Origin of the sequence: Lacticaseibacillus yichunensis (genome assembly GCF_003946405.1) — a bacterium.
GTDB lineage: Bacteria > Bacillota > Bacilli > Lactobacillales > Lactobacillaceae > Lacticaseibacillus > Lacticaseibacillus yichunensis.
On sequence record NZ_RHOG01000001.1, the window covers coordinates 56,451 to 77,754 of the forward strand.

At 57.0% G+C, this 21,304-nt stretch carries 12 protein-coding genes and 2 pseudogenes; 2 read left to right on the forward strand and 12 right to left on the reverse strand.

What is annotated here, in order from left to right; genetic code table 11:
- Nucleotides 1–65: 65 nt before the first annotated feature.
- From glgP to glgB, 5 genes and pseudogenes are all read right to left on the reverse strand, one after another.
- On the reverse strand, nucleotides 66–2,462 hold the full coding sequence (glgP, locus tag EKM95_RS00235) for a glycogen/starch/alpha-glucan family phosphorylase (RefSeq protein ID WP_125695824.1): 2,397 nt from the start codon (nucleotides 2,460–2,462) through the stop codon (nucleotides 66–68).
- 4 nt (nucleotides 2,463–2,466) lie between these two features.
- A complete protein-coding gene (gene glgA / locus EKM95_RS00240; protein WP_125695825.1) occupies nucleotides 2,467–3,912 on the reverse strand; it encodes a glycogen synthase GlgA in 1,446 nt (481 codons plus the stop codon).
- On the reverse strand, nucleotides 3,905–5,071 hold the full coding sequence (gene glgD / locus EKM95_RS00245) for a glucose-1-phosphate adenylyltransferase subunit GlgD (RefSeq protein ID WP_125695826.1): 1,167 nt from the start codon (nucleotides 5,069–5,071) through the stop codon (nucleotides 3,905–3,907). The genes glgA and glgD overlap by 8 nt, the downstream gene beginning before the upstream one ends.
- A pseudogene (locus EKM95_RS00250) lies at nucleotides 5,068–6,209 on the reverse strand (glucose-1-phosphate adenylyltransferase). Before EKM95_RS00250 ends, glgD begins: the two are co-directional and overlap by 4 nt.
- A gap of 48 nt (nucleotides 6,210–6,257) precedes the next feature.
- Nucleotides 6,258–8,135 carry a 1,4-alpha-glucan branching protein GlgB gene (glgB, locus tag EKM95_RS00255; RefSeq protein WP_125695827.1) on the reverse strand — a complete coding sequence of 626 codons (1,878 nt, stop codon included), beginning with the start codon at nucleotides 8,133–8,135 and terminating at the stop codon, nucleotides 6,258–6,260.
- Between the two features lie 220 nt (nucleotides 8,136–8,355).
- Between glgB and EKM95_RS00260 the strand changes: the two genes are divergently transcribed.
- Nucleotides 8,356–9,381, forward strand: a complete 1,026-nt coding sequence (locus tag EKM95_RS00260) for a branched-chain amino acid aminotransferase (RefSeq protein ID WP_125695828.1) — start codon at nucleotides 8,356–8,358, stop codon at nucleotides 9,379–9,381.
- 58 nt (nucleotides 9,382–9,439) lie between these two features.
- Here the strand turns inward: EKM95_RS00260 and EKM95_RS00265 are convergent, their stop codons facing one another.
- Nucleotides 9,440–10,276, reverse strand: coding sequence for a YitT family protein (locus EKM95_RS00265; RefSeq protein WP_125695829.1), 837 nt, complete (start codon nucleotides 10,274–10,276; stop codon nucleotides 9,440–9,442).
- A 354-nt stretch (nucleotides 10,277–10,630) separates the two neighbouring features.
- Here EKM95_RS00265 and spxB point away from each other — a divergent pair, with 354 nt between their 5' ends.
- Nucleotides 10,631–12,463 (forward strand): pyruvate oxidase, encoded by a 1,833-nt coding sequence (gene spxB / locus EKM95_RS00270; protein ID WP_125695830.1) that lies wholly within the window; start codon nucleotides 10,631–10,633, stop codon nucleotides 12,461–12,463.
- A gap of 120 nt (nucleotides 12,464–12,583) precedes the next feature.
- Here spxB and EKM95_RS00275 read toward each other — a convergent pair.
- The 6 genes and pseudogenes from EKM95_RS00275 to EKM95_RS00300 form a co-directional block, all read right to left on the reverse strand.
- Nucleotides 12,584–14,692, reverse strand: a pseudogene (locus EKM95_RS00275) (AAA family ATPase).
- Nucleotides 14,693–14,963: 271 nt separating this feature from the next.
- On the reverse strand, nucleotides 14,964–16,505 hold the full coding sequence (locus EKM95_RS00280; RefSeq protein ID WP_125695831.1) for a helix-turn-helix domain-containing protein: 1,542 nt from the start codon (nucleotides 16,503–16,505) through the stop codon (nucleotides 14,964–14,966).
- A gap of 221 nt (nucleotides 16,506–16,726) precedes the next feature.
- Nucleotides 16,727–17,530, reverse strand: coding sequence for an ABC transporter ATP-binding protein (locus EKM95_RS00285; RefSeq protein WP_125695832.1), 804 nt, complete (start codon nucleotides 17,528–17,530; stop codon nucleotides 16,727–16,729).
- Complete coding sequence (locus EKM95_RS00290) at nucleotides 17,531–18,439, reverse strand: ABC transporter permease (protein WP_125695833.1); 909 nt, start codon at nucleotides 18,437–18,439, stop codon at nucleotides 17,531–17,533.
- A 177-nt stretch (nucleotides 18,440–18,616) separates the two neighbouring features.
- Complete coding sequence (locus EKM95_RS00295; RefSeq protein ID WP_125695834.1) at nucleotides 18,617–19,573, reverse strand: ABC transporter substrate-binding protein; 957 nt, start codon at nucleotides 19,571–19,573, stop codon at nucleotides 18,617–18,619.
- 430 nt (nucleotides 19,574–20,003) lie between these two features.
- Complete coding sequence (locus EKM95_RS00300) at nucleotides 20,004–20,978, reverse strand: ABC transporter substrate-binding protein (RefSeq protein ID WP_125695835.1); 975 nt, start codon at nucleotides 20,976–20,978, stop codon at nucleotides 20,004–20,006.
- Between the last annotated feature and the right edge of the window lie 326 nt (nucleotides 20,979–21,304).

A 21,304-nucleotide genomic window follows, 5' to 3' on the forward strand; every position in this document is an offset into this window, starting at 1 on the left:
TTTTTGTATATCCAGATCAATTGCCAGCTTTCATCTCCGTTTTTGCGACGCCTCGATCAGTCCCCCTACTTCTCCTGTCCACCGCGTGCCGGCAGCGCGTGCCAGATCTCCTTGGCGTACCGCCGCACCGTGTCGTCTGCGGAAAAACGGCCACTGGCGGCAATGTTTTGCAGCGCCACCGCCGCCCAGCCGTGTGGATCCGTCCACAGTTGGTCAAGCGCCCGCGAGGCATGAACATAACTGGCATAATCGGCCAGCACAAAATATTCATCATGATCGACCAGCAGCGAGTCATAAATCGTGTGCCCCGCCGATCCCAGCGGCAACGACCCGTCGATCAGCATCCCCAGACTTTTTTTCAAACGCGGGTCGGCTTCGGCAATCGCAGCCGGGTCATACCCTGCTGCCCGGCGCGCCGCCACTTCCTCGGCGGTCATGCCAAACAGCGCGATGTTCGACGTGCCCACTGCTTCGGTGATCTCAATGTTGGCCCCATCTAGGGTGGCCAAGGTGATCGCGCCATCGGTCATCAATTTCATGTTCGACGTCCCGCTTGCCTCCATGCCGGCCAGCGAGATCTGCTCGGAAATATCCGCAGCCGGCACGATCTTTTCCGCAAGCGAGACATTGTAATTCGGCAAAAACGCGACCTGTAGTGCCCCATTCACGGTCGGGTCGTGATTCACGAGGTCGGCAACGGTGTTGATCAATTTGATGATATCTTTGGCGTAGGTATAACTCGGCGCGGCCTTTGCGGCAAAAATGTGCAGCCGGGCCGGCCGGGTTTCCCCTGCCCGCAGCGCCTGATACGCCTCCAAAATGCCGAGCACATGCAAAAGCTGCCTTTTATAGGCGTGCATCCGCTTGATCTGCACGTCAAAAATCATGGCCGGCGACACCGTCAGCCCCAGCGTCTCTTGAATGTAGCCGGCCAGCGCGACCTTGTTGGCCTGTTTCGCTGCGATCAGCGCATCCAGGACAGCCGGGTCGTCCAGCTTGTCAGCCAATCCAGCAATCTCCCGTGCTTCTGTCCGCCAGCGCGGGCCGATCTGCCGGTCAAGCAGACTGGCCAGCGGCGCGTCGGCGAGTTGGAGCCACCGCCGCGGCGTGATGCCATTTGTTTTGTTCACAAAGCGGGCGGGAAAAATGGTGGCCAGTTCCTTGAGCGTTTGCGTCTTCAGCAATTGCGTGTGCAACTTGGCCACGCCGTTAACGGTGTGGCTGCCGATCACGGCCAGCGCCGCCATTTTGATCTGCCCATCGATGATTGGCGCGGCGCGATCCACCAACAACTGCCCAAACGGCCCCGTGTAGCGCAGGCGAAAGCGGCGGTCGATCTCTTGAATCAATTGCCAAAGCCTTGGCAACTGCGCCGCAAGCAGATCCACCGGCCATTGTTCCAGCGCCTCGGGCAACAGCGTGTGGTTGGTGTAGGACAGCGTTGCGACCGTGGTCTGCCAGGCGCTTTCCCAACTGAGATGATGCTCATCCAAAAGCAGGCGCATCAGCTCAGCCACCGCCAGCGCCGGATGCGTATCATTGATGTGGACCGCAACATATTTTGGCAGCTGCAGCACGCTTTTATGATATTTGAGAAAATGCGCGACAATGCTCTGCAGCCCAGCCGACACGAAAAAATATTCCTGGCGCAGGCGCAGCTCCTGGCCGGCAAGATTGGAATCGTCCGGATAGAGCGTCTCGGTGATCGCGGTGATGCGCGCCCGCGCCGCCGCGGTCAGCACTTCCGGCGCATCCGGAACGGGCTCGGCGTGCCACAGCCGCATGGTGTTGATGCGCGGCTGGTGATAGCCGATGATCGCCGTGTCATAAGGCACCGCAAAGACTTCCTCGACCCCGCGATAGACCGGCGTGATCTGGCCGAGCCGGTCGCGGTCGAGTAACACCTCCCCGCCGAAGCGCACGATCACTGCCCGGTCGGCCTTGCGCGTCTTCCACACATCCGCATCGCGCAGCCAGTCATCCGGCAGCTCGACTTGATAGCCATCCACAAAGCGCTGTTCGAACAAGCCTTGATCATAGCGAATGCCATTGCCATTGCCGACAATGCCCACCGCCGCCATCGCGTCCAAAAAGGCGGATCCTAGCCGCCCCAAACCGCCGTTGCCAAGGCCCGGTTCGGTCTCTTCGGCATATAACGCGGCGGGGTCAAGACCAAGCGCGCGCAGCCCCGCCTCAACGGGTTCGAGAATCCCTAGGTTCAACAAATTGGACGCAAGCAGGCGCCCCGGCATAAACTCGATGGCAAAATAATAGACCTGCTTTTGACCCCGCTCGTCGGCCCCGTGTTTGGCCGCCGCCCATGTCGGTCCGGCCAGCCCTTTCACCACAAACGCCAGGGCTTGATATTGCTGGCGCGGCGGCAGCTCCTCCAGCGAATCCGCAAATAGCGTGATGGCTGCCTCATGCAATAATTGACTCACTTGGTCTTTTGTCAGATTCATGAAGTCACTCCTGTCCGGTCAGCTCGCGGTAACCCACAAGATATTCTTGGGCCGCGATCGCCCAATCAAAGTCCTCTGCCATCGCGTGGTGTTGCAACCCCTGGTACACCAGCGGCTGGTCGCGGTAAATGGCCGCCGCCCACAGCAACATTTTGCCTAAGGTCGCTGGGGCGAAATCGGCGAAGGAAAAACCGGTGCCGCTCCCATCGCGCGGATCAAACGGCCGGACCGAATCGCGCAGGCCGCCTGTTTCATGCACGATCGGAATCGTGCCGTACCGCATCGCCATCATCTGGGCAAGGCCGCTGGGTTCAAAGGCGCTTGGCATCACAAAATAATCCGCCCCGCCGTAGATCTGCTGCGCAAGCGTGACGTCAAACCCGATCACCGTCGCCATTTGCGCCGGAAACTGATGGGCAAGCGCCTGAAACGCCGATTCCAGCCCTGGCTCACCGGTGCCCAGCAACACAACTTGCGCGTGGCTGCCGGCCAGTAAGGTGCCAAGCGCCTGGACCAGCAAGCCCATGCCTTTTTGGTCGGTCAACCGACTGACCACCCCAAACAACGGCGCCTCGCTGGCCGGCAGATCGACGCGTTGTTGCAGCGCCAATTTATCCGCCGCTTTGCCGCTGAGATTGAAGCGGTCAAACGGCGCGGCCAACGCCGGATCCGTGAGCGGATCGTACAGCGCCGTGTCGATGCCGTTCAAAATGCCGATCAGTTTGCCCCGCTGGCGGCGCAGGGTGCCATCCAGATGCTCGCCAAATGCCGGCGTCAGGATCTCGGCGGCATAACTCGGCGACACCGTGGACACCCGGTCGGCAAAATTGATGCCGCCCTTCAGGTAATTGACCTGTCCATCCTGTGCAAAGCCATCGTCGTTGAAAAATTGGCGGCCGATGCCAAACACATCATCGAGCACTGCGGCGCCAAACCACCCCTGAAACTGCAGGTTGTGAATGGTTAGCTGAGTTTTGATCTTGGCCAGTGGCTGGACCCAACTGTATTTGTCCTTGAGCAGCACCGGAATCATCGCGGTGTGCCAATCGTTGACATGCAAAATATCTGGAATGAAATCCAGCACCTGCAGCATCTCGATCACGGCCAGCGAGAAAAAGCCGAACCGGCCGCCGTCGTCCCAATCGCCGTAAATGTGGTCCCGGCCGAAGAATTCCTCGTTGTCGATCAAATACACGGGCACCGCCCCGAGCTTCAGGCACTTGATGCCGACAAACACATCGCGCTGGCCAAACCGAAGCGTGAAATGAGCCAGCTCCTGGACCTCTTTTTGAAAAAGGGGCGGCATCAGTTGCCCGTAATAGGGGAGCACCACCCGCACGTCGACGCCGGTCTTGGCCAAAGCTTGTGGCAACGCATAGGCGACATCCCCCAAGCCGCCTGTTTTATAAAACGGTGCGCTTTCCGCCGCCGCAAACAGCACTTTAAGCATGGGTGTTCGCCTCCTGATCAAGCGGCTTGAACACGGTCTGATTTTTACTTAACACTAGCGGCGCCTCCGCCGTGCCTTCGATCACCAGATTGGGTCCGATCACCACGCCCTTATCCAAGATCGCATGGCGCACCAAGGAGCCATTGGAGATCTTGCTCCCTTGCATCACCACGCTGTCTTCCACCACGGCGCCGCGATGCACGGTGACGTTACGCGAGATCACGCTGCGGGCGACGCTCCCTTCGATGAATCCGCCGGTCCCAAGCAGGCTGCCACTCACCTTTGACTCATGGGCAAAAAAGGTCGGCACCTCGTTTTTACTTTTGGTCAAAATAGGAATGGAGCTGTAGAGCAGCGATTGAAAATTGCGCTCCTGCAGCATTCTCATATTCGCCTGATAATACCGATCGACCGCATTGATCAAGGCCAGGTACCCCGTGTATTCAAAGGCGTTGGCATTTTGCTCCAGCACCGCATCGCGCAACAATTCAGGCAGGCGCGCGAATTCACCGGCGGCACTGGCCTGATCCAAAAGATCCAGCAGATAGACTGTGTCCAGCAGATACACTTCCATGAAGCGTGGCAATTTTTCTTCATGGCCAGAGAGGCTCTGCTGGGAGGCATTCAGCACGGCGCTGGCGGTGCTTAGCTCGGACAGCGTCAGCAGCGGATCATCGGCGCGGACGCGATTCGGCGTCACATTTTTATACAACGCGGTGATCGAGCTGGAGCCCAGTTTGTGGTAAGCGAGCACCGCCGCCAAGTCGATGTTGGCCACGTTGCGCGCGCCCATCACCACGGTGTAAGGCGCGCCGGACCGCCGCAGAAACTGGCTGTAGTTGTCATAATAGCGGGTGCGCAGCTCCGCATTCGCGTAATCGCGCGTCGCCACATACGGAAAGAGAAAAGCGCCGCCTTGAATAAGGTCCAGATTCCACGCCTCGCCGCTGCGCACATGATCTTGCACAGAGCGGCTGGAGCGCGGCATGAACAGCCCGACACTATACACATTGGCCCGGGCCACCGCCGACAGCGGAAAATCGATCAGGCGGTAGCGCCCGGCAAACGGCAATGTCCCAATGGGCCGCGCCGCCGTCAACGACCCCAGCGCGCCGTCTTCGTTGAGATCGATGATCGCCGCAATTTCACCTTTTTTCATTCCTTTTCCCTCCGTCCGACCACTTCGCCATAGCCGACGACCGCGATCTCGTTTTCCGTGCCGATCACCTCGCCGCCATCCCCCACCACCGCATTTTCACCGATGATCGCATGGTCGATGTGGACATTCTTGCCGATCACCGCATCCGGCATCACCATGGTGTCCTTGATCACCGCCCCTTCGCCGACCTTGACGTTGCGTGAAATAATGCTGTGGATGATGGTGCCCGCGATGAAGGCGCCATCGACCACCATCGCCCGGTCAAGCGTCGCAGAGGTGGTGACAAAAAGCGGTGGATTGGCATCGGCTTGCGAGTAAATGCGCCAGCTGCGATCCGCGATATTCAGCGAGTTGTGCGGAGACAAAAATTCCATGTTCGCCTCCCACAGCGAGTGAATCGTGCCGACATCCTTCCAGTAGCCGTGAAAGGCGTAGGCATAAGTCGGCTCGTTGTGCGCCAAATAGGCAGGAATCACGTCCTTACCAAAATCCTCAAGGCCGCTGCCGGTCGCATAACTTTCCGTCAGATAACGGCGAAGCGTGTCCCAGTTGAAAATATAGATGCCCATCGACGCCAAGTTGCTTTTTGGCTTGGCCGGCTTTTCCTCAAACTCGATGATGCGCTCGGTGTCATCGGTGTTCATGATGCCAAACCGAGTCGCCTCATCCATCGACACCGGCATCACCCCCACCGTCAGCGCCGCCTTTTTGGCCTTGTGCTGCGCCAACATCTGCTCATAATCCATTTTGTAAATATGATCCCCCGAAAGAATGAGCAAATACTCTGGGGCATATGAATCGATGTAGGCAATATTTTGATAGATCGCATGGGCGGTGCCTTCGAAAAATTTTTCGCCTTCGCTGGACGCATAAGGTTGCAAGATCGTAACGCCGGCGCCGCGCTCATTGAGCCCCCAACTCGCCCCGTTTTGCACATGCCGGTTGAGTTCCAGCGGCTGGTACTGCGTGATCACCCCTACTGTGTCCACGCCGGAATTGCTCAGATTGCTCAAGGTAAAATCGATGATCCGATACCGGCCGCCAAACGGAACGGACGGTTTGGCCGTGCTTTTTGTCAACTTGCCGAGCCGCGTCCCTGACCGCCCGCCAAGATCATCCCCAACATTTCTGTTGCCATATAGACCCCTCTTTTCGCTGGCGACTGACCCGCCGCCGGTTCCCCCTGTCATTTTCCATTCATGCCTGCCCCACCGACGCGATGCGGCACCAAGATCAACGCGCCCATGGCCGGCAATGTCACCCGCACGCTGTCGGGCTGGCCTCGCAGCGGCTTGCCCGTCGGCTTGAGGCGGCGCTGCAGGCGCGTCCAGGTCCCGCCAAACACGAGACTTTCCGAGTTGAGCACCACCTCATAGATCGAAGATGTCGGCACCGGTACAAAAAAGCCGCGCCGCTCCTCCGGCAACAAATTAAGCACGATCACGGCCGCGTCTCCCCGTTTTTTCCCCCAGCGAATATAGCTGAGCACATCCGCTTGATCGCCGATCGTCACCGTGAGCCCCGCCGGCACGTGGTACTGTTCAAACAGCGCAGGCAGCGTGCGATACAGTTGCGCCAGCGTCCGGGTAAAGGTCTGCATGCCGCGGTTCAGCCGATCGCTCAGCGCCGCCCATTCCAGCGCGCTCCAGTCTCGCCATTCTAGGTACTGACCGAATTCACCGCCCATGAATAGGAGCTTCTTGCCCGGATGTGTCATCAGCCACGTGACCATCACGCGCAGATTGGCAAACTGGTTGTACCGGTCCCCCGGCATCTTGTTCATCAAGGAGCGCTTGCCATGCACCACCTCATCATGGGAAAACGGCAAGATGAATTGCTCATCAAATAGGTAAACAAAGCTGAACGTCAGCCAGTCGATGTGTGCCTGCCGCGCGTATGGATCCATGGCAAAATAGCGCAGCGTGTCATTCATCCAGCCCATGTTCCATTTGTAATTGAAGCCGAGCCAACCGTCCGCCACCGGTTTGGTCACCCCGGGGTACGACGAACTTTCCTCCGCGATCATCAACACATCTGGATGCTGGGCAAAGATTGCCGTGTTCAGCCGCTTCAAAAACGCGATGCCGGCCAGATCTTCGCAGCCGCCCAGCTCGTTGCGGGTGGTGTCCTTGCCGCTGTCATAATCCAGGTACAGCATGTTCGACACCGCGTCAACACGCAGGCCGTCCAGGTGCGCCCAGCTCAGCCAGAAATTGGCGCTTGACAGCAGGAAACTTTGCACCGGCGGCGAGCCGAGGTCAAAATTCAGCGTGCCCCACCGCTCATTTGCCGCACGATGGGCCTCCTGGTATTCAAATTGGGCCGTGCCGTCATAGCGGGCCAAAGCATCCGTATTTTGAATAAAATGCCCTGGCACCCAGTCCATGATGACGCCCAGCCCCATCTGATGCGCGGCATCGACCAGCGCGAGAAAATCTTCCGGCGGGCCAAAGCGGCTGGTGGGGGCAAAATAGCCCATCAACTGATACCCCCAACTGGCATCGAGCGGATGTTCCATCAGCGGCATAAACTCCAGATGCGTGTAGCCTTGTTCCTTGACATACGGCAACAGGTCCATGATTGCTTCACGGTAGGTCAGATACCTACCGCCCGGCCGCATGAACGAGCCGAGATGCACCTCATAAATGCTGAGCGGCCGCGCATATGGCGGATGATGACGCCGCCGTTTGAGCCAGACCTTGTCCTGCCAATGATGGGTCGGGATATCCATCAAGACCGCCGCCGTCCCTGGCTTGGGTTCAAAGGCAAAGGCAAACGGGTCGATCTTTTCCCGCACCTGGCCATCCGCGCCGGTGACCACGACCTTGTAAAGCGCGCCACGGCGGGCAGCCAATGTGCCGGCCCACAAGCCAGCTGCTTCAGGGTCAGGCGCAAGGGCCACCGGCTGCCAATTGGAAAAGCTACCTTCGATCGCCACCGCCTGCGCATGCGGCGCCCAAATGCGAAACTGCCACAGGCCCCGGCTGAGCTCATGTGCGCCCATTCGTTGGTAGGCGTCCAAACTCTCCCCACTCAAAAAAGCGTTCGTGATCGCCATCGCCATGCCACCACCTCCATCCTCACTTTTGAGTGTAGCGAGCAATATTGTCTTTTCCTAATGATATGCTTGTGATTTTTTAATCATTAGGATAGGCGCCATGAAAGGCCGTGGCGGCGGCTTTTTCCAGGTGAATCCGTGGGCAAATGCGCGCGTTTCGGTGCTTGCGTTTCGTTGTGAGGACGCCTACAATGCTTGTCAAACCTGTTTGCAAAGGAGACTGCTTATGAGCGTCAATATCGATTGGAACAACCTTGGCTTTGACTACATGAATCTGCCTTACCGCTACCGTGCCACCTGGAAAAATGGGGCGTGGGAGGCCGGGCAACTGACCCAAGACAACCAGATCACCATGAGTGAAGGGTCGCCGATCTTGCACTATGGCCAAGGCGCGTTTGAAGGCTTGAAGGCCTATCGCACCCAGTCTGGCGCGATTCAGCTGTTCCGGCCGGATCAAAACGCCAAGCGCATGCAGCAGTCAGCGGAAAAACTGTTGATGCCAGCCGTGCCGACTGAGATGTTCCTCGATGCGGTGCAGCAGGTCGTGGCCGCCAACAACGAGTATGTCCCACCCTATGGCACCGGCGCGACGCTGTACGTCCGGCCACTTTTGATCGGCATCGGCGACAACATTGGCGTTAATCCCGCGCCGGAATACCTCTTCACCGTTTTTGCCATGCCCGTTGGCCCCTACTTCAAAGGCGGCATGGTGCCGACGCGCTTCGTGGTGGCCGACACCTTCGACCGCGCCGCGCATTATGGCACCGGCCAGGCGAAGGTCGGCGGCAACTATGCGGCCAGCCTGCAAGCCGGCAAGTTTGCCCATGAAAATGGGTTTGGCGATGCCATTTACCTCGACCCGCTGGTCCATCGCTACATTGAAGAAGTCGGATCGGCCAACTTTTTTGCCATCACCAAGGACGGCACGCAGCTGCAGACGCCAAAGTCGCCCTCGATTCTCCCAAGTATCACGAAATACTCGATCTTGGCGCTTGCCAAGGACCGCTTCAACTTGACACCGGTCGAGACCCAGATCGACATTCACGACCTCGACGCGTTCAGTGAGGCCGGGGCATGCGGGACCGCCGCGGTGATCACACCGATTCAAAGCATCACCTTCGAAGGGCATGAGCATGTCTTCGGTGATGGCACCACCGGTCCACTCACCCAGCGGCTGTACAACGAATTGACCGGCATCCAGTTTGGCGACGTGGCCGCGCCGGCTGGCTGGGTCGTGCCTGTCGAATACTAAAAAATGAATCAAAAAGGCGCCGAGATCAATTTCTCGACGTCTTTTCTTTCGCTCAAAATCAATTCAGTGTCCCGCCATGCACCTCGACGGCCGCCGCCGCGAGGATAAAGGCATGCGGATCGACGGCCTGCACCCGGTCGACCAGGCTTTGAAAATCACTCTGCTCGACCACCACCATCAGCATCTCCTGGGCCTTGCCAGAATAGCCGCCGGTCACATGATGGACGGTCAGCCCGTGGTCCGTTTGGTCGCGCAGCGTCTGTTTGATCGCAGGCAACGCGAGCGGTGACATGATGTAGACGATCTTTTTCCGGTCCCAGCCAGTCTCAAGCGCACTCATCGTCAGCGAGGTCAAAACGATTGCAAACGTCGCGAGAATAAAGGCTTCAAATCCGGCCACGGGAATGTTGAACAGCGTCACGATCATGTCAACGATCAAAAGCCCCACTGCCGGCTTCACGCGCCAGTATTTTTGCATGATCATCGGTGGCACCGTGGTCCCGCCGCTCGACGCGTTGATGCGGTAATTTAACGCCACGCCAAGCGCGAAGATCGCGCTGCCCGCGATCACCGCCAGTAAGCGATCTTTGACCACCATTTGTTCAGGAATGATCGCCAACAGCGCCGGCAGTAGCAAGCTGCCGGCCAAAATGCGGCGCGCGGTCTGCTTGTCGAGCAACCACCAGGCCAAAATCAGCATGAGGGCATTCACGGCCAGCGTGGTCACCGCGGTCGGAATGTTGAAGGCGGCCTGCACGAGAATGGCAATGCCGGTCGCCCCGCCTGGCGCCACTTCATGCGGGGCATAAAAGAGATTGATGCTGATCGCGATCAGCGTCAGGGCGAAGATCATGGTCACGAGTTTTGTCAGCTGGGGCGGCAGTTTTAGGCGCATATGGGTCCCTCCATCTGGTTTGTCTTACTTTCAGTGTATCATATGTGCTTCGAGGGACTTTTTGGTGTGGCTCTTTTTTTCTGGGTAAAAAAAATACAGGATGCCCCCATTCCGCCGTCACTCGACAACCGACCAAATAGCCCACCACACGCATTCGCGCATCAGCGCCCCGTTTTTGCGTCCCCTCCTTCGCGCTGTACCACCCCGATGCACACAGCAACATATTTCTGTGTCAGTGACAGGGAGAATTTTTGCCAGTCGTGTTGCAACCGCTTTCGTTTCATGATACATTGTAAACGTGAAAATCGTAGACAACACGTTCTGCGAAAAACGACAAAAGGAAGGTCCTGTCTCATGTCTAATCCATCCACTGTACCAGCCAGCGTCGCGATGCTGCGGGTCCTCGAAGCCTGGGGCGTCAAGCACGTCTTCGGTTATCCAGGTGGTTCATTCAACTCCACGATGTCTGCCCTTGAAAAAGAAAAGGAGCGCATCGACTATATTCAAGTGCGACACGAACAAGTTGGCGCATTGGCCGCTGCGGCTGATGCCAAATTGACTGGCAAGATCGCCGTCACGTTCGGCTCAGCCGGCCCTGGTGCCACGAACCTGCTCACGGGGCTTTATGATGCCCGCGAGGATCACGCCCCAGTCTTGGCGCTAGTTGGCCAGGTGCCGCACACGAACATGAATTACAATTTCTTCCAGGAATTTGACGAAAATCCGATGTTCGCCGACGTGTCCGTGTACTGCCGGACAGTGATGACGCCTGAAAGCCTGCCGTATGTGGTCGACAAGGCGATTCGTGAGGCGTACAAGTACCGCGGCGTCGCAGTCGTGATCATTCCAAACGATTTTGGCTTCGCCGAGATTCCGGATGTGCCGTACAAGAGCACCTCGCCTTCCGACAACAAACCAGCGCCGCAGCCACAGGCGACCGACGAAGAAGTCGATCAGGTCCTCGCGCTGCTCAAAAAGGCCAAGCGCCCTGTGTTCCATGTTGGCCGCGGCATTCGCGAAGGCGGCGACAAGCTGATCGAGCTGTCGAAAAAGCTGCAGATTCCGATCATCATGACCGGCTTGGCCAAAGGGCTGATCGACGAGCGTTATGAAGGCAATATCGGCTTTGTTAACCGGGCCGGCTCCAAGTCCGCCAATGAGATCATCGACATCGCCGACCTTGTGATCGCGATCGGCGCCGACTTCCCATTTGCCAACAACGTCTACACACGCCATGATTTTACCTTCGTCCAGGTCGATAACGATGACGCGCAATTTGGCCGCCATCACTACCTTGATCTTGGCATCTGGTCTGACGCCACCGGCTTTGTTGAAAAAATGCTCGCGCGCAGTGAAGAAGCGGCGCCAAGCAACTTTTTCAAGGCGGCGGTATTGGACAACAACAACTGGAAAGATTACCTCAAGAAGTTGACCAACCGCGAAACAGATCCGCTGCAATATGAGCAGGTCTATCGCGAGCTCAACAAGATCGCGAACCCGGAAACAGTCGTTGCGCTCGACGTCGGCAACAACACGGTCGACACGCTCCGCTTCTTGGATGTCAAGCCAACCAACAAATGGGTGATCTCCGCGCTGTTTGCCTCCATGGGTGCCGGCATTCCAGGGGCGATCGCCGCACAATTGTCCTACCCGGATCGCCAAGTGGTCTCGATCTCCGGCGATGGCGCGTTTTCCATGGTGATGCAGGACCTGATCACGGAAAAGAAATACCATCTGCCGATCTTGAACATTGTGACCTCGAACACCACGCTCGGCTTCATTCGTGATGAGCAGGCCGACATCCCAAGCATGCACGATTACTCCGGCATCGACTTGGAAGACCAGGATTTTGCGATGATCGCCAATGGCATGGGCATCGAAGCGGCAACGGTCACCAAGAGCAGCGAATTGCCAGCCGCTTTTGCCAAGGCCGCTGAAGTCATGGCAAGTGGTCGCCCATTCGTCCTGAATGCCAAAATCACCATGAAGCGCGGGTTCGCCGTTGAAGCGCTGAAGGTCAAGATCGTCGATGGCAAGATCGAAGAAACCATCGACCCCGCCTTCAACGCCAACCAGGCCGAGACCCACATCACCACCCTGCCCGACTTCTTCAAGCATTACGAAGGTGAGGACATCCTCAAGCCGCTTCAATACTTCCTGGATGAAGCCGGCGTGACCCTCGACTAATTGCCACCCGATTCATTTGCCGAATCAACAAAGCTGAGCCCCTGCAATGAAAATTGTGGGGACTCAGCTTTTTTTCGTACTCGACCTGGACGGACCACAATGACCGTTTCAGCCAATCAATCACGCAGCGACTGCTACTTTTTCACTGATCACGATCGCGCCGTCAACCAGAGTTGCTTCGAGGTGCTTCACATCAAGATGCGCCAAGTAAAAATCGGTAACTTGATCGCGGATGCTGGCCTCGATCACGCGCCGCAATGGCCGTGCGCCCATTGCCTCATCGTAGCCTTGCGCGATCAGCCAATTCTTGGCGTCATCGCTGACGGTCAGTGTCAACTGCTTTTTCGCCAGGGTCTGGTTCACGTCCGCAAGCATCAAATCAACGATCTGCGCCAAGTCAGTCTTAGTCAGATGACTGAATTCGACGATGCCATCGAACCGGTTGAGAAACTCGGGGCTGAAATAGGGGGCCAGCCGGGTCATCAACGCGATGTCTTCATCCTGCTTGCCCGTCAACGCCTCGTTGCCAAAGCCCGCATTGGATGTCGCGATGATGATCGTATTTTTGAAATCGACCACATTGCCTTGTCCATCCGTCAACCGCCCATCATCGAGGACCTGAAGCAACAACGTCAACACTTGCGGATCCGCCTTTTCGATCTCGTCGAGCAGCACGATCGCATAAGGATCGCGGCGCACCTTTTCCGTCAACGTATTGCCATTATCCTCATAGCCGACATACCCCGCCGAAGTGCCGATCAGCTTGGACACCGCGGTGCGATCGGCGTATTCGGACATGTCGAGCCGGATGATCGCCTCTTTGCGGCCAAAAAGATCCAAGGCCAGCTGCTTGGCCAGCTCTGTTTTCCCAACACCGGTCGGCCCGACAAACAGGAAACTCCCGATTGGCTTATCGCTGTCGTCAAAACCGGCCCGGTTCCGCCGAATCGCCCGCGCGACCAATTCTACAGCTTCATCCTGGCCGATCACCTTGCCCTTCAGTCTGCCAGCCAGCCCCTGCAAGCGCTCGATGTCGCTTGCGCCGAGCTTGGTCACCGGAATGCCGGTCAACCGCTCGACCGAAGCCGCCACATCATTCACCGTCGCAACCACCGGCCGGGCCTCATCATCGGCCCCTGCCAATTCCGCTTGGGCCTTGGCCAATTCAGCCTTGAGCTTGGCGGCCTCTTCGAACTGTTCGGCCTTCGCCGCGGCTTCCTTGTCGTGGGTCAATTGCTTGATGTGCTCGGTCAATGCCACTTTGTCGGTGACCGGATGCTGCGCAGCCAAATGCGCCGCGGTCATATCGAGCAGGTCGATCGCCTTATCCGGCAGGGCGCGTTGCGGAATGTACTGCACCGCGTAATCGACCGTCGCCTAGAGCACCTCATCCGGCAAGGTGACATGATGATGCTGCTCATACAACCCGCGCACGCCTTGCAAGATCTTAAGCGTCGCGGCCTTAGAAGGTTCCCCGACAGTCACGTCATTGAACCGCCGGGCCAACGCCGCGTCCTTCATGATGGTGTTGCGGTATTCGTCCTGGGTGGTCGCGCCGATCACGGTCAACTCCCCACGCGACAAAGCCGGCTTGATCATATCGCCAAGACCTTTTGCCCCTGCCTCGCCGGTCGAGCCAGTATGCAGAATCTGGTGAATCTCGTCGAAAAACAGAATCACGTTGCCCACCTTTTTCACAGCCTTGAGTAGATTCTGAATGTTTTCTTCAAAGGGGCCGCGGTATTGCGTGCCAGCTTCCAGACTGGCAAGGTCAATGGACCAGATCTCCTTGTCCTGAATCGCCGCGGGCACATCGCCCTTGACGATTGCCTGTGCCAGCCCTTCGACGACCGCAGTCTTACCGACCCCGGCGTCACCGACCAAGATTGGATTGTTCTTCGTGCGCCTGCTCAAGATCTCGGCCGTCTCCTGAATCTCCTTCTCGCGCCCGATCACCGGATCAAGCAACCCCTGTTTGGCCTCTTCCGTGAGGTTGCGCCCAAACTTGGCCATGGGCGAGGTCGCCTTGGCGTCAGACGCAGGCGCCTGCTGCCCGTCGATCGGAATCTCGCTGGCAGTTTGTGCTTGTTGTGCCTGCTTGAGCTGCGCGACTTCCTCCGCGGACAGCTCGTGGCCGTTCACGACATAGCGCGGGCGTCCATTCATTTGGTGAAAGAGCTGGTCAAAGAAGTCATCCATGTCATCATTAAAAAAAGAATCATTTGCCATTGTCCATTCCTCCTCAGGCAGCGCTAGGCTGCGATTTTTGGTGCGATCACCGCGATCGCCCTGACGTAAACGGCAGAAAAAAGACACCGCCAGCCAGCGATGCCTACACGGTCTATGATCGGTGCATCGCCGCACCTCTTGTTTACATAATTCATTATACGCCGTTTTGGCACTCTGTCAATGAGAGTGCTAAGACTTTTAAAAAAAAAGCTGAGGGCTTCCCCTCAGCAATGTCAAACGCCTCTATCTGCTTTTCCACCCGTCATCCAGCTCACACCAAAACCAGTGCTGGCGACCGTCGATGCAGTGCGTGAAGTACCGCATACAGCGCGCCGAATAAGTCGCTTGACGCATCAGCCTGCCACTGAAAGATCTGTGTCTCAGGCCGGACATGGCTCGGCACAGGCAGCCCCGTTGAGCTGATGATCAGATCAGCGTCTTCATAGCGCTCCCCGACCACTTCCACGAAGGCCTGCTGGGTCAAAAAGAGTGAGAGATCCAGATAATCGGCCAATGTCGGGGTGATCATCAGGGCCACTTTGACCTTTTGCGGCGGCGTGAGGACATGGACCAAATGGCCGAACAAAGCGCTCAGGCTGTTCACCAGCGTCGGCACGGCTGGGGTAAAGTCCGTCAGATCATTCAGCGCGATCGTCGCGCGCAAGCTATTTTCGAGCACCTGGCGCACCTCATTGGCCTGCGGGTCGTCCTGCGTCTTTGTGGGTACCCCGGACAGATGGGTCAACCCGGCGATATCAAACCCGTACAGAATCGTGGAGGACGCAATCGCCAACATGTTGGCCAGCACCATTTTGCTTTTCAGCGGAATGATCGCCGGCACCCACTCGCTCGGCAATTGGTCGATGGTGCCGGTGACCAGGCGATACAAGCCGTTTTGATAGCGCTTGAATCGCAAGACCACCTGTTCCAGCCGCGGATCGTCCGCTGTCTGATAAAGCGGTAGCTGATAATCCAGGTCAAACAGAAAATGCGACTCCGCAAACTGCTGCTCGCGCGTGAGGTGGATGCCAAACTTCTGAAACGGCGACGACTTGTCCGCAAACAGATTCGGCACCGGAAACGACACCATCGCCCCACCAGGCGTGTTGAGCACAAACCCCTGATGCAGGCGATTTTTCACCACGGCCAGCGCGTATAAGCCAAGCTCCTTGACGACTGGATTGCTGAAGGCAAAATCAAAGCTCGCCAGCCCGTGATTCAGCAGCACCGTCGCCTCTTTGCGGTCGATCGTGACAAACGGCCAGGCCGCCCCATCCGTGGCCAGCCAAAACCTGGCCGTGAAGAAGAGCCGAATGTTGGCTTCTGGCCCAGAGACCTGCAACGTCTCAAGCCGCAGCCTGACGCCCATGAAATTGGCGAGCCCGGCCAGCGGCTTGATGTGCCGTGACACCGTCGTCTTGGAAAAATTTGTCGCCGCCGCAAAATCCGCAAAGCGCGCATATTGATCCGTCAGCATCGCCCGCAGCGTGTTGAACACGATGTTTTGCTCGATCAGCGCCATCCGCACCTGGCCGCTGTCAAAGGCAAACATGGCCTGAATCGCGGAATCCCCGCCAGTCATCTGCGTCAATGTCGCGACCAGCGCGGTGTAAGTCCGATAGACCGAGGTGTAGTTGCGGCCCGTCAAAAGCGAGATGCGCTTGAGATTCACGGCATCCACCAATGGCGCGCCGGCAGCCCGTTTCGCGACCCGCTCAGCGACCGGCAAGACAGCCTGGGCTTCGCTGATGATCTCCCGGTAAAGTGCCAGCTGCTCGCGTTCTTGTTTGGTCAAAAATAATTCCGTGTCCATCGCACTCGCTCCCTTTCCTGATGCCACCTTTCGAGTATACCCAACAAAAAAGCGCGGCGAAAATCATTTTTCGTAATTTTATACCCTTTCAGATGGTTTCGCGAGTATTGGTGTTGCCCCGGTTTCAGTTTTTTAACCAGCAATTTGGCGGCGTGGGGAAAATAACAAAAAGGGCCTCCGAGATAAGCTCTCGGAAGTCCCATATTAATAGAAGGAAAAATTCAACTCAGCAGAACCGCATCATCGACCAGCGCCGTCCCACTGCGTTTTTGGAACAAGGCGAGCAGGTCCGGCACGGTCATCGACGCTTTTTCATCGCCGCGAATATCAACAGCGATCTGGCCGTGATCCAGCATGATCAAGCGATCGCCGTATTTCAGCGCGTCATTCATATCATGGGTGATCATCAGCGTGGTGATCTTTTGGGCGGCCACCAACTGCGCAGTCAGGGCCATCACCGTCGCTGAAGTCTTCGGATCGAGCGCCGCCGTGTGCTCATCCAGCAGGAGCAATTCCGGCGCCTTGAGCGTCGCCATCAACAAGGTGATTGCCTGCCGCTGCCCACCGGATAACAAGCCGATCTCGGTGTTGAGCCGGGTCTCCAGATCCAGGTTGAGACTCGCCAATTTTTCCTTAAACAGCTGGCGGTCGCTGTGGCGCACCCCACTGCTCCAAAAATTGCGCCAGCGCCCACGCTGCATCGCCAGGGATAGATTTTCTTCGACCGAAAGCCGCGGGGCCGTGCCGGAGCGCGGATCCTGAAAGACCCGTGAGATCAACTTGGCGCGCTTGGCGACCGGCAGATACGTCACGTCTTCGCCTGCGATCTTGATCTGGCCGTGCACGACCGGCAAGGAGCCGGCGACACTGTTGAGCAGCGTCGATTTACCGGCGCCGTTGCCCCCAATGATGGCGACGAACTCGCCTTCTTCAAGCGTCAAATTGATGTTGCGCAAGGCGCGCGTTTCATTGACGGTGCCTTGTTCAAAATATTGATCGAGTTCCTTGATCTCAAGTGCTGGCATTTATTTGTCCTCCGCGATATGTTTGCGATTGGCGCGGCGTTGACGGACGCCGACTGTTTCTTTCTTGATCAGCGGCAGCGCCAGGAACAAGACGAGCATCAGCGAGTAGAAAAGCCGCAGATAACTTGGATCGACGCCCATCGACAGGACCCACGCAATGATCAGCCGGTAGATGAACGCGCCCAGAATGATCGTCAGCAGGCGCTGGCCAAACGTCAAATGGCGAAGCAAGAGCTCCGCAATGATGATGGCGGACAGCGCAATGACCAAGGTGCCGACCCCCATCGAAACATCGGCGTATCCGTTCATCTGCGCCATCAAGCTCCCAGACATTGCGATCAAGCCATTTGAGACCATGTACACAATGATCTTCATGTTATCGGCATTGATCCCGTTGGCCGCGCTCATTGCCTGGTTGTCGCCAACCGCCCGCGCAGACAGCCCCATCTCCGTGTGGAAAAACAGGACCAGCAGCGCGATCACAACGGCCAGCAGGAGCCCGCCAACCACGATCACATCCAAGTCGCTATTGGCGAAGGTGACCATATTGAACACTGTCTTCACGCTGATTGGCATGTTGGCAGCGCCCTTCATCACAAAGAGGTTGACCGAATACAGGCCCGTCATCGTCAAAATACCGGTGAGTAGGTCCGGAATTTTCAGCTTCGTGTGCAGCAGGCCGGAAACCAGTCCAGCCAGTGCCCCGCCGAGAAAGCCATACAGTGTGGCGATCAGCGGGTTGGTCCCGCCGGCCAGCGCCCGGACTGTGATGGCGGCGCCAAAGGGAAAACTCCCTTCTGCCGTCATGTCGGCAATATCCAAGATGCGAAATGTCAGATAAACGCCGATCGCCATCAGCGACCACAGCATCCCCTGCGATAAACTTGAAACCAGTGTCTCTACGGTCATGTTCGATCCTCCAATAATTTGTCAGGCTTGTGGGTGAAAAAAGACAGCCCCTAGCCCAGATGTGGTGCGTAGCAAAAGCCGTTTGCGGTCAACCGGCTGGGCCGATTCGCGACCGCGTCATGCGGCGATCGCATTGATCAGTCACCATTGCGCACTCAGTCAGTGCCCAAGTTTCGCTCAGTCATTTGCGACATCGGCCTCTGTCAGGCCAAACGCCTTCATCATCGTCTTGTTTTTGATCACTGAGGTCTGCGCCGGACTTTCAACAGGCAAGTCTTGGACCTTTTTGCCCTGCAGAATTTTCACGGCCATCTTCGCGGTCTGCACACCCAATTTGTAATAATCGATGCCGATGCTGGCGACCCCGCCGTCCTCGACCATCGTGGACGCCGCTGGAACGACCGGCACCTTCATCTTCAAGGACACTTTGGCAACGGTCTTCATCGCGGCGGCCACCGTGTTGTCCGTCGGCGCATACACGACGTCGCAGCGGTTCATCAGTGCTTCGGTCGCCGACTGCACATCGTTGGTGCTGGCCACCGTCGTCGTCGTGACTTTCAGGCCGAGTTTTTTCACCGCGGCTTTGGCCAATTTGATCTGCACAACCGAGTTCTGTTCAGCGGCGTTATAGATCATGCCGACTGTTTTGGCCTTAGGAAAAAGACGGTGCATGTACCCGATCTGTTCCGGAATATCCACCATATCGATGGTACCAGTGGCGTTGCTACTAGGATCCGCCTTTGATTTGGTCAGGTTCGCGGAAACTGGATCCGTGACCGCCGTGAAAAGCAGTGGCGTGTCGGGATCGTCTTTCTGCAACGCCTGGGCAGCCGGGGTGGCGATCGCGAGGTTCAGATCGTTTTGATCGCTTTTGAGCCGCTGACTCATCGTCTGCAGGTTCGCCTGGTCGCCTTGCGCGTTCAGGTAATCGATCTTGATCTTGTTGCCCTTGTAGCCAGCCTGCGCCAGCCCGTCCTCAAACCCCTTGCGCGCCTGGGTCAACGCCGTCTGGTCGATCAATTGCAAAATACCGACCTTCACCGTGTCATCCTTAGCCTGAGCCGTTTTGCTGCAGGCTGATAAACTTAGTGCGGCCGCCGCCGCAACTGCCAGTGTCAAAAGCTTTGTTTTCATTATTTTTCCTCCTGAGAATGGCAAAAAGCCAGCCACTGGGGGAAATGCGCCCATGTGGCTGGCCAATTGATCTTCTTCCGGAAAAAGAAAAGGCCACATGGAACATTCCCTGTCCATGTGGCGAGTTGATTGCACTTTAATGAGTGCCGGCCATCATGGATGCAAGCCGCGGCTTGCATCCCACGATGCAAACCGCTATCCGAAAAAGCCGGCGAAAAAGTTGTGATTTAGTTGTGTTGACATTAGGTTTCTCATGAACAGCACTCCTTTACACCAATAGCGGTGTTCATGAATGAGAATAACGTGACTGTTTTCTCATGTCAACCTTAACTTTGAGGAACCACACAACTTTTTCCGCGAAACTTGTTCGGTCAGGAGGAACTTTTCCAGTGCAGACGCGGGCGCCAGCGTTCGCCTCCGCCTGGAAAAATTAATTGGCGGCGGCCGTCACATCAGCCTCTGTCAGGTTGAACTGGGCCATGCGCGTCTTGTTGGTGACCAGGCGCACTTTCGCCGGCGCCTCAACTGGCAACTCGGAGACCTTCTTGCCCTTGAGGATCTTGATCGCCATTTTCGCCGTCTGCCGGCCGAGGTCTTCGTAGTTGATGCCCTGTGTGGCGACGCCGGCAATCGGAATCATCGTGGCGTCGGCGTTGACGACTGGCACCGCGAGCTTCTGGGAGATCTTGCCGATCGTCGGCATCGCGGCTGCGGCGTTGTTGTCGGTCGGAATGTAGATGGCATCCGCCTGGGCAGCCAACGCTTCAGTCGCCTGCTGCACATCATTGGTGGTCGCCGCGGTCTTCACAACGGCCGTCAGCCCCAACTTTTTGATCTCAGCTTCCGCAAGTTTGATCTGGAAAACAGAGTTCTGCTCCGCCGCATTGTAGAGCAACCCGATTTTCTTAGCCTTTGGGAACAGCTTGTGGGTGAAATCGATCTGGCCCTTCACGTCCACCATGTCGGTCACGCCCGTTGCGTTTTTATCTGGGGCCTTCGTGTCGGTCACCAGGCCGGCCGAGGTTGGATCGGTGATCGCGGTGAACAGGAGTGGCGTTTTTGAATCAGCCTTGGCCAGAGCCTGAGCCGCTGGGGTCGCGATGGCGAGGTTCAAGTCATTCTTGTCGGCGGCAAGGCGCTGGCTCATCGACTGGAGATTTGACTGATCGCCTTGGGCATTGACGTAATCGATCTTGATCTTGCTACCCTTGTAGCCATTTGCCGCGAGCTCTTCTTCAAAACCCTTGCGCGCATCATTCAGTGCGCTTTGATTGATCAATTGCAGAATGCCGATCTTGACGGTGCCGTCTTTCTTGGCGGCGGTGGCGCTACTGCTTGAGCAGGCCCCCAACACAACGGCGAGGGACAATGCGGTCAAAGTGGTCAAAAGGTGAGTTAACTTCATGATTTTTTCCTCCAAAAATGTCTGTGGCAACAGAAAAGGCCAGTTGCAAGGTTTCACCCCTGCAGCTGGCCAACAGATTCTTTCCGGAAAGAAAATGGCCACATGGGTGAAATCCTCATCCATGTGGCCTTCGTATGCATGTTAAATGCTACGACCATCATGGATGCAAACCTGCGCGCGGTTTGCATCCAATCGGCGAATGCAAGCCGCTATCCGTAATAGCCGTAGTAATAAACGGAATTCAACTGTGTTGGTTTCATGTTTTTCATCATCAACACTCCTTGCCATGCGCTGTTGCGCTGGTATGTGGACTAAGATACACGGAC

What these genes read in the sequence shown, in the direction of transcription:
- glgP (WP_125695824.1), bottom strand. Translation starts at nt 2,462, where the DNA reads ATGAATCTGACAAAAGACCAAGTGAGTCAATTATTGCATGAGGCAGCC.
- EKM95_RS00285 (WP_125695832.1), bottom strand. Translation starts at nt 17,530, where the DNA reads ATGCCAGCACTTGAGATCAAGGAACTCGATCAATATTTTGAACAAGGC.
- EKM95_RS00265 (WP_125695829.1), bottom strand. Translation starts at nt 10,276, where the DNA reads ATGCGCCTAAAACTGCCGCCCCAGCTGACAAAACTCGTGACCATGATC.
- glgD (WP_125695826.1), bottom strand. Translation starts at nt 5,071, where the DNA reads ATGAAAAAAGGTGAAATTGCGGCGATCATCGATCTCAACGAAGACGGC.
- EKM95_RS00300 (WP_125695835.1), bottom strand. Translation starts at nt 20,978, where the DNA reads ATGAAGTTAACTCACCTTTTGACCACTTTGACCGCATTGTCCCTCGCC.
- EKM95_RS00280 (WP_125695831.1), bottom strand. Translation starts at nt 16,505, where the DNA reads ATGGACACGGAATTATTTTTGACCAAACAAGAACGCGAGCAGCTGGCA.
- glgB (WP_125695827.1), bottom strand. Translation starts at nt 8,135, where the DNA reads ATGGCGATGGCGATCACGAACGCTTTTTTGAGTGGGGAGAGTTTGGAC.
- spxB (WP_125695830.1), top strand. Translation starts at nt 10,631, where the DNA reads ATGTCTAATCCATCCACTGTACCAGCCAGCGTCGCGATGCTGCGGGTC.
- EKM95_RS00295 (WP_125695834.1), bottom strand. Translation starts at nt 19,573, where the DNA reads ATGAAAACAAAGCTTTTGACACTGGCAGTTGCGGCGGCGGCCGCACTA.
- EKM95_RS00260 (WP_125695828.1), top strand. Translation starts at nt 8,356, where the DNA reads ATGAGCGTCAATATCGATTGGAACAACCTTGGCTTTGACTACATGAAT.
- glgA (WP_125695825.1), bottom strand. Translation starts at nt 3,912, where the DNA reads ATGCTTAAAGTGCTGTTTGCGGCGGCGGAAAGCGCACCGTTTTATAAA.
- EKM95_RS00290 (WP_125695833.1), bottom strand. Translation starts at nt 18,439, where the DNA reads ATGACCGTAGAGACACTGGTTTCAAGTTTATCGCAGGGGATGCTGTGG.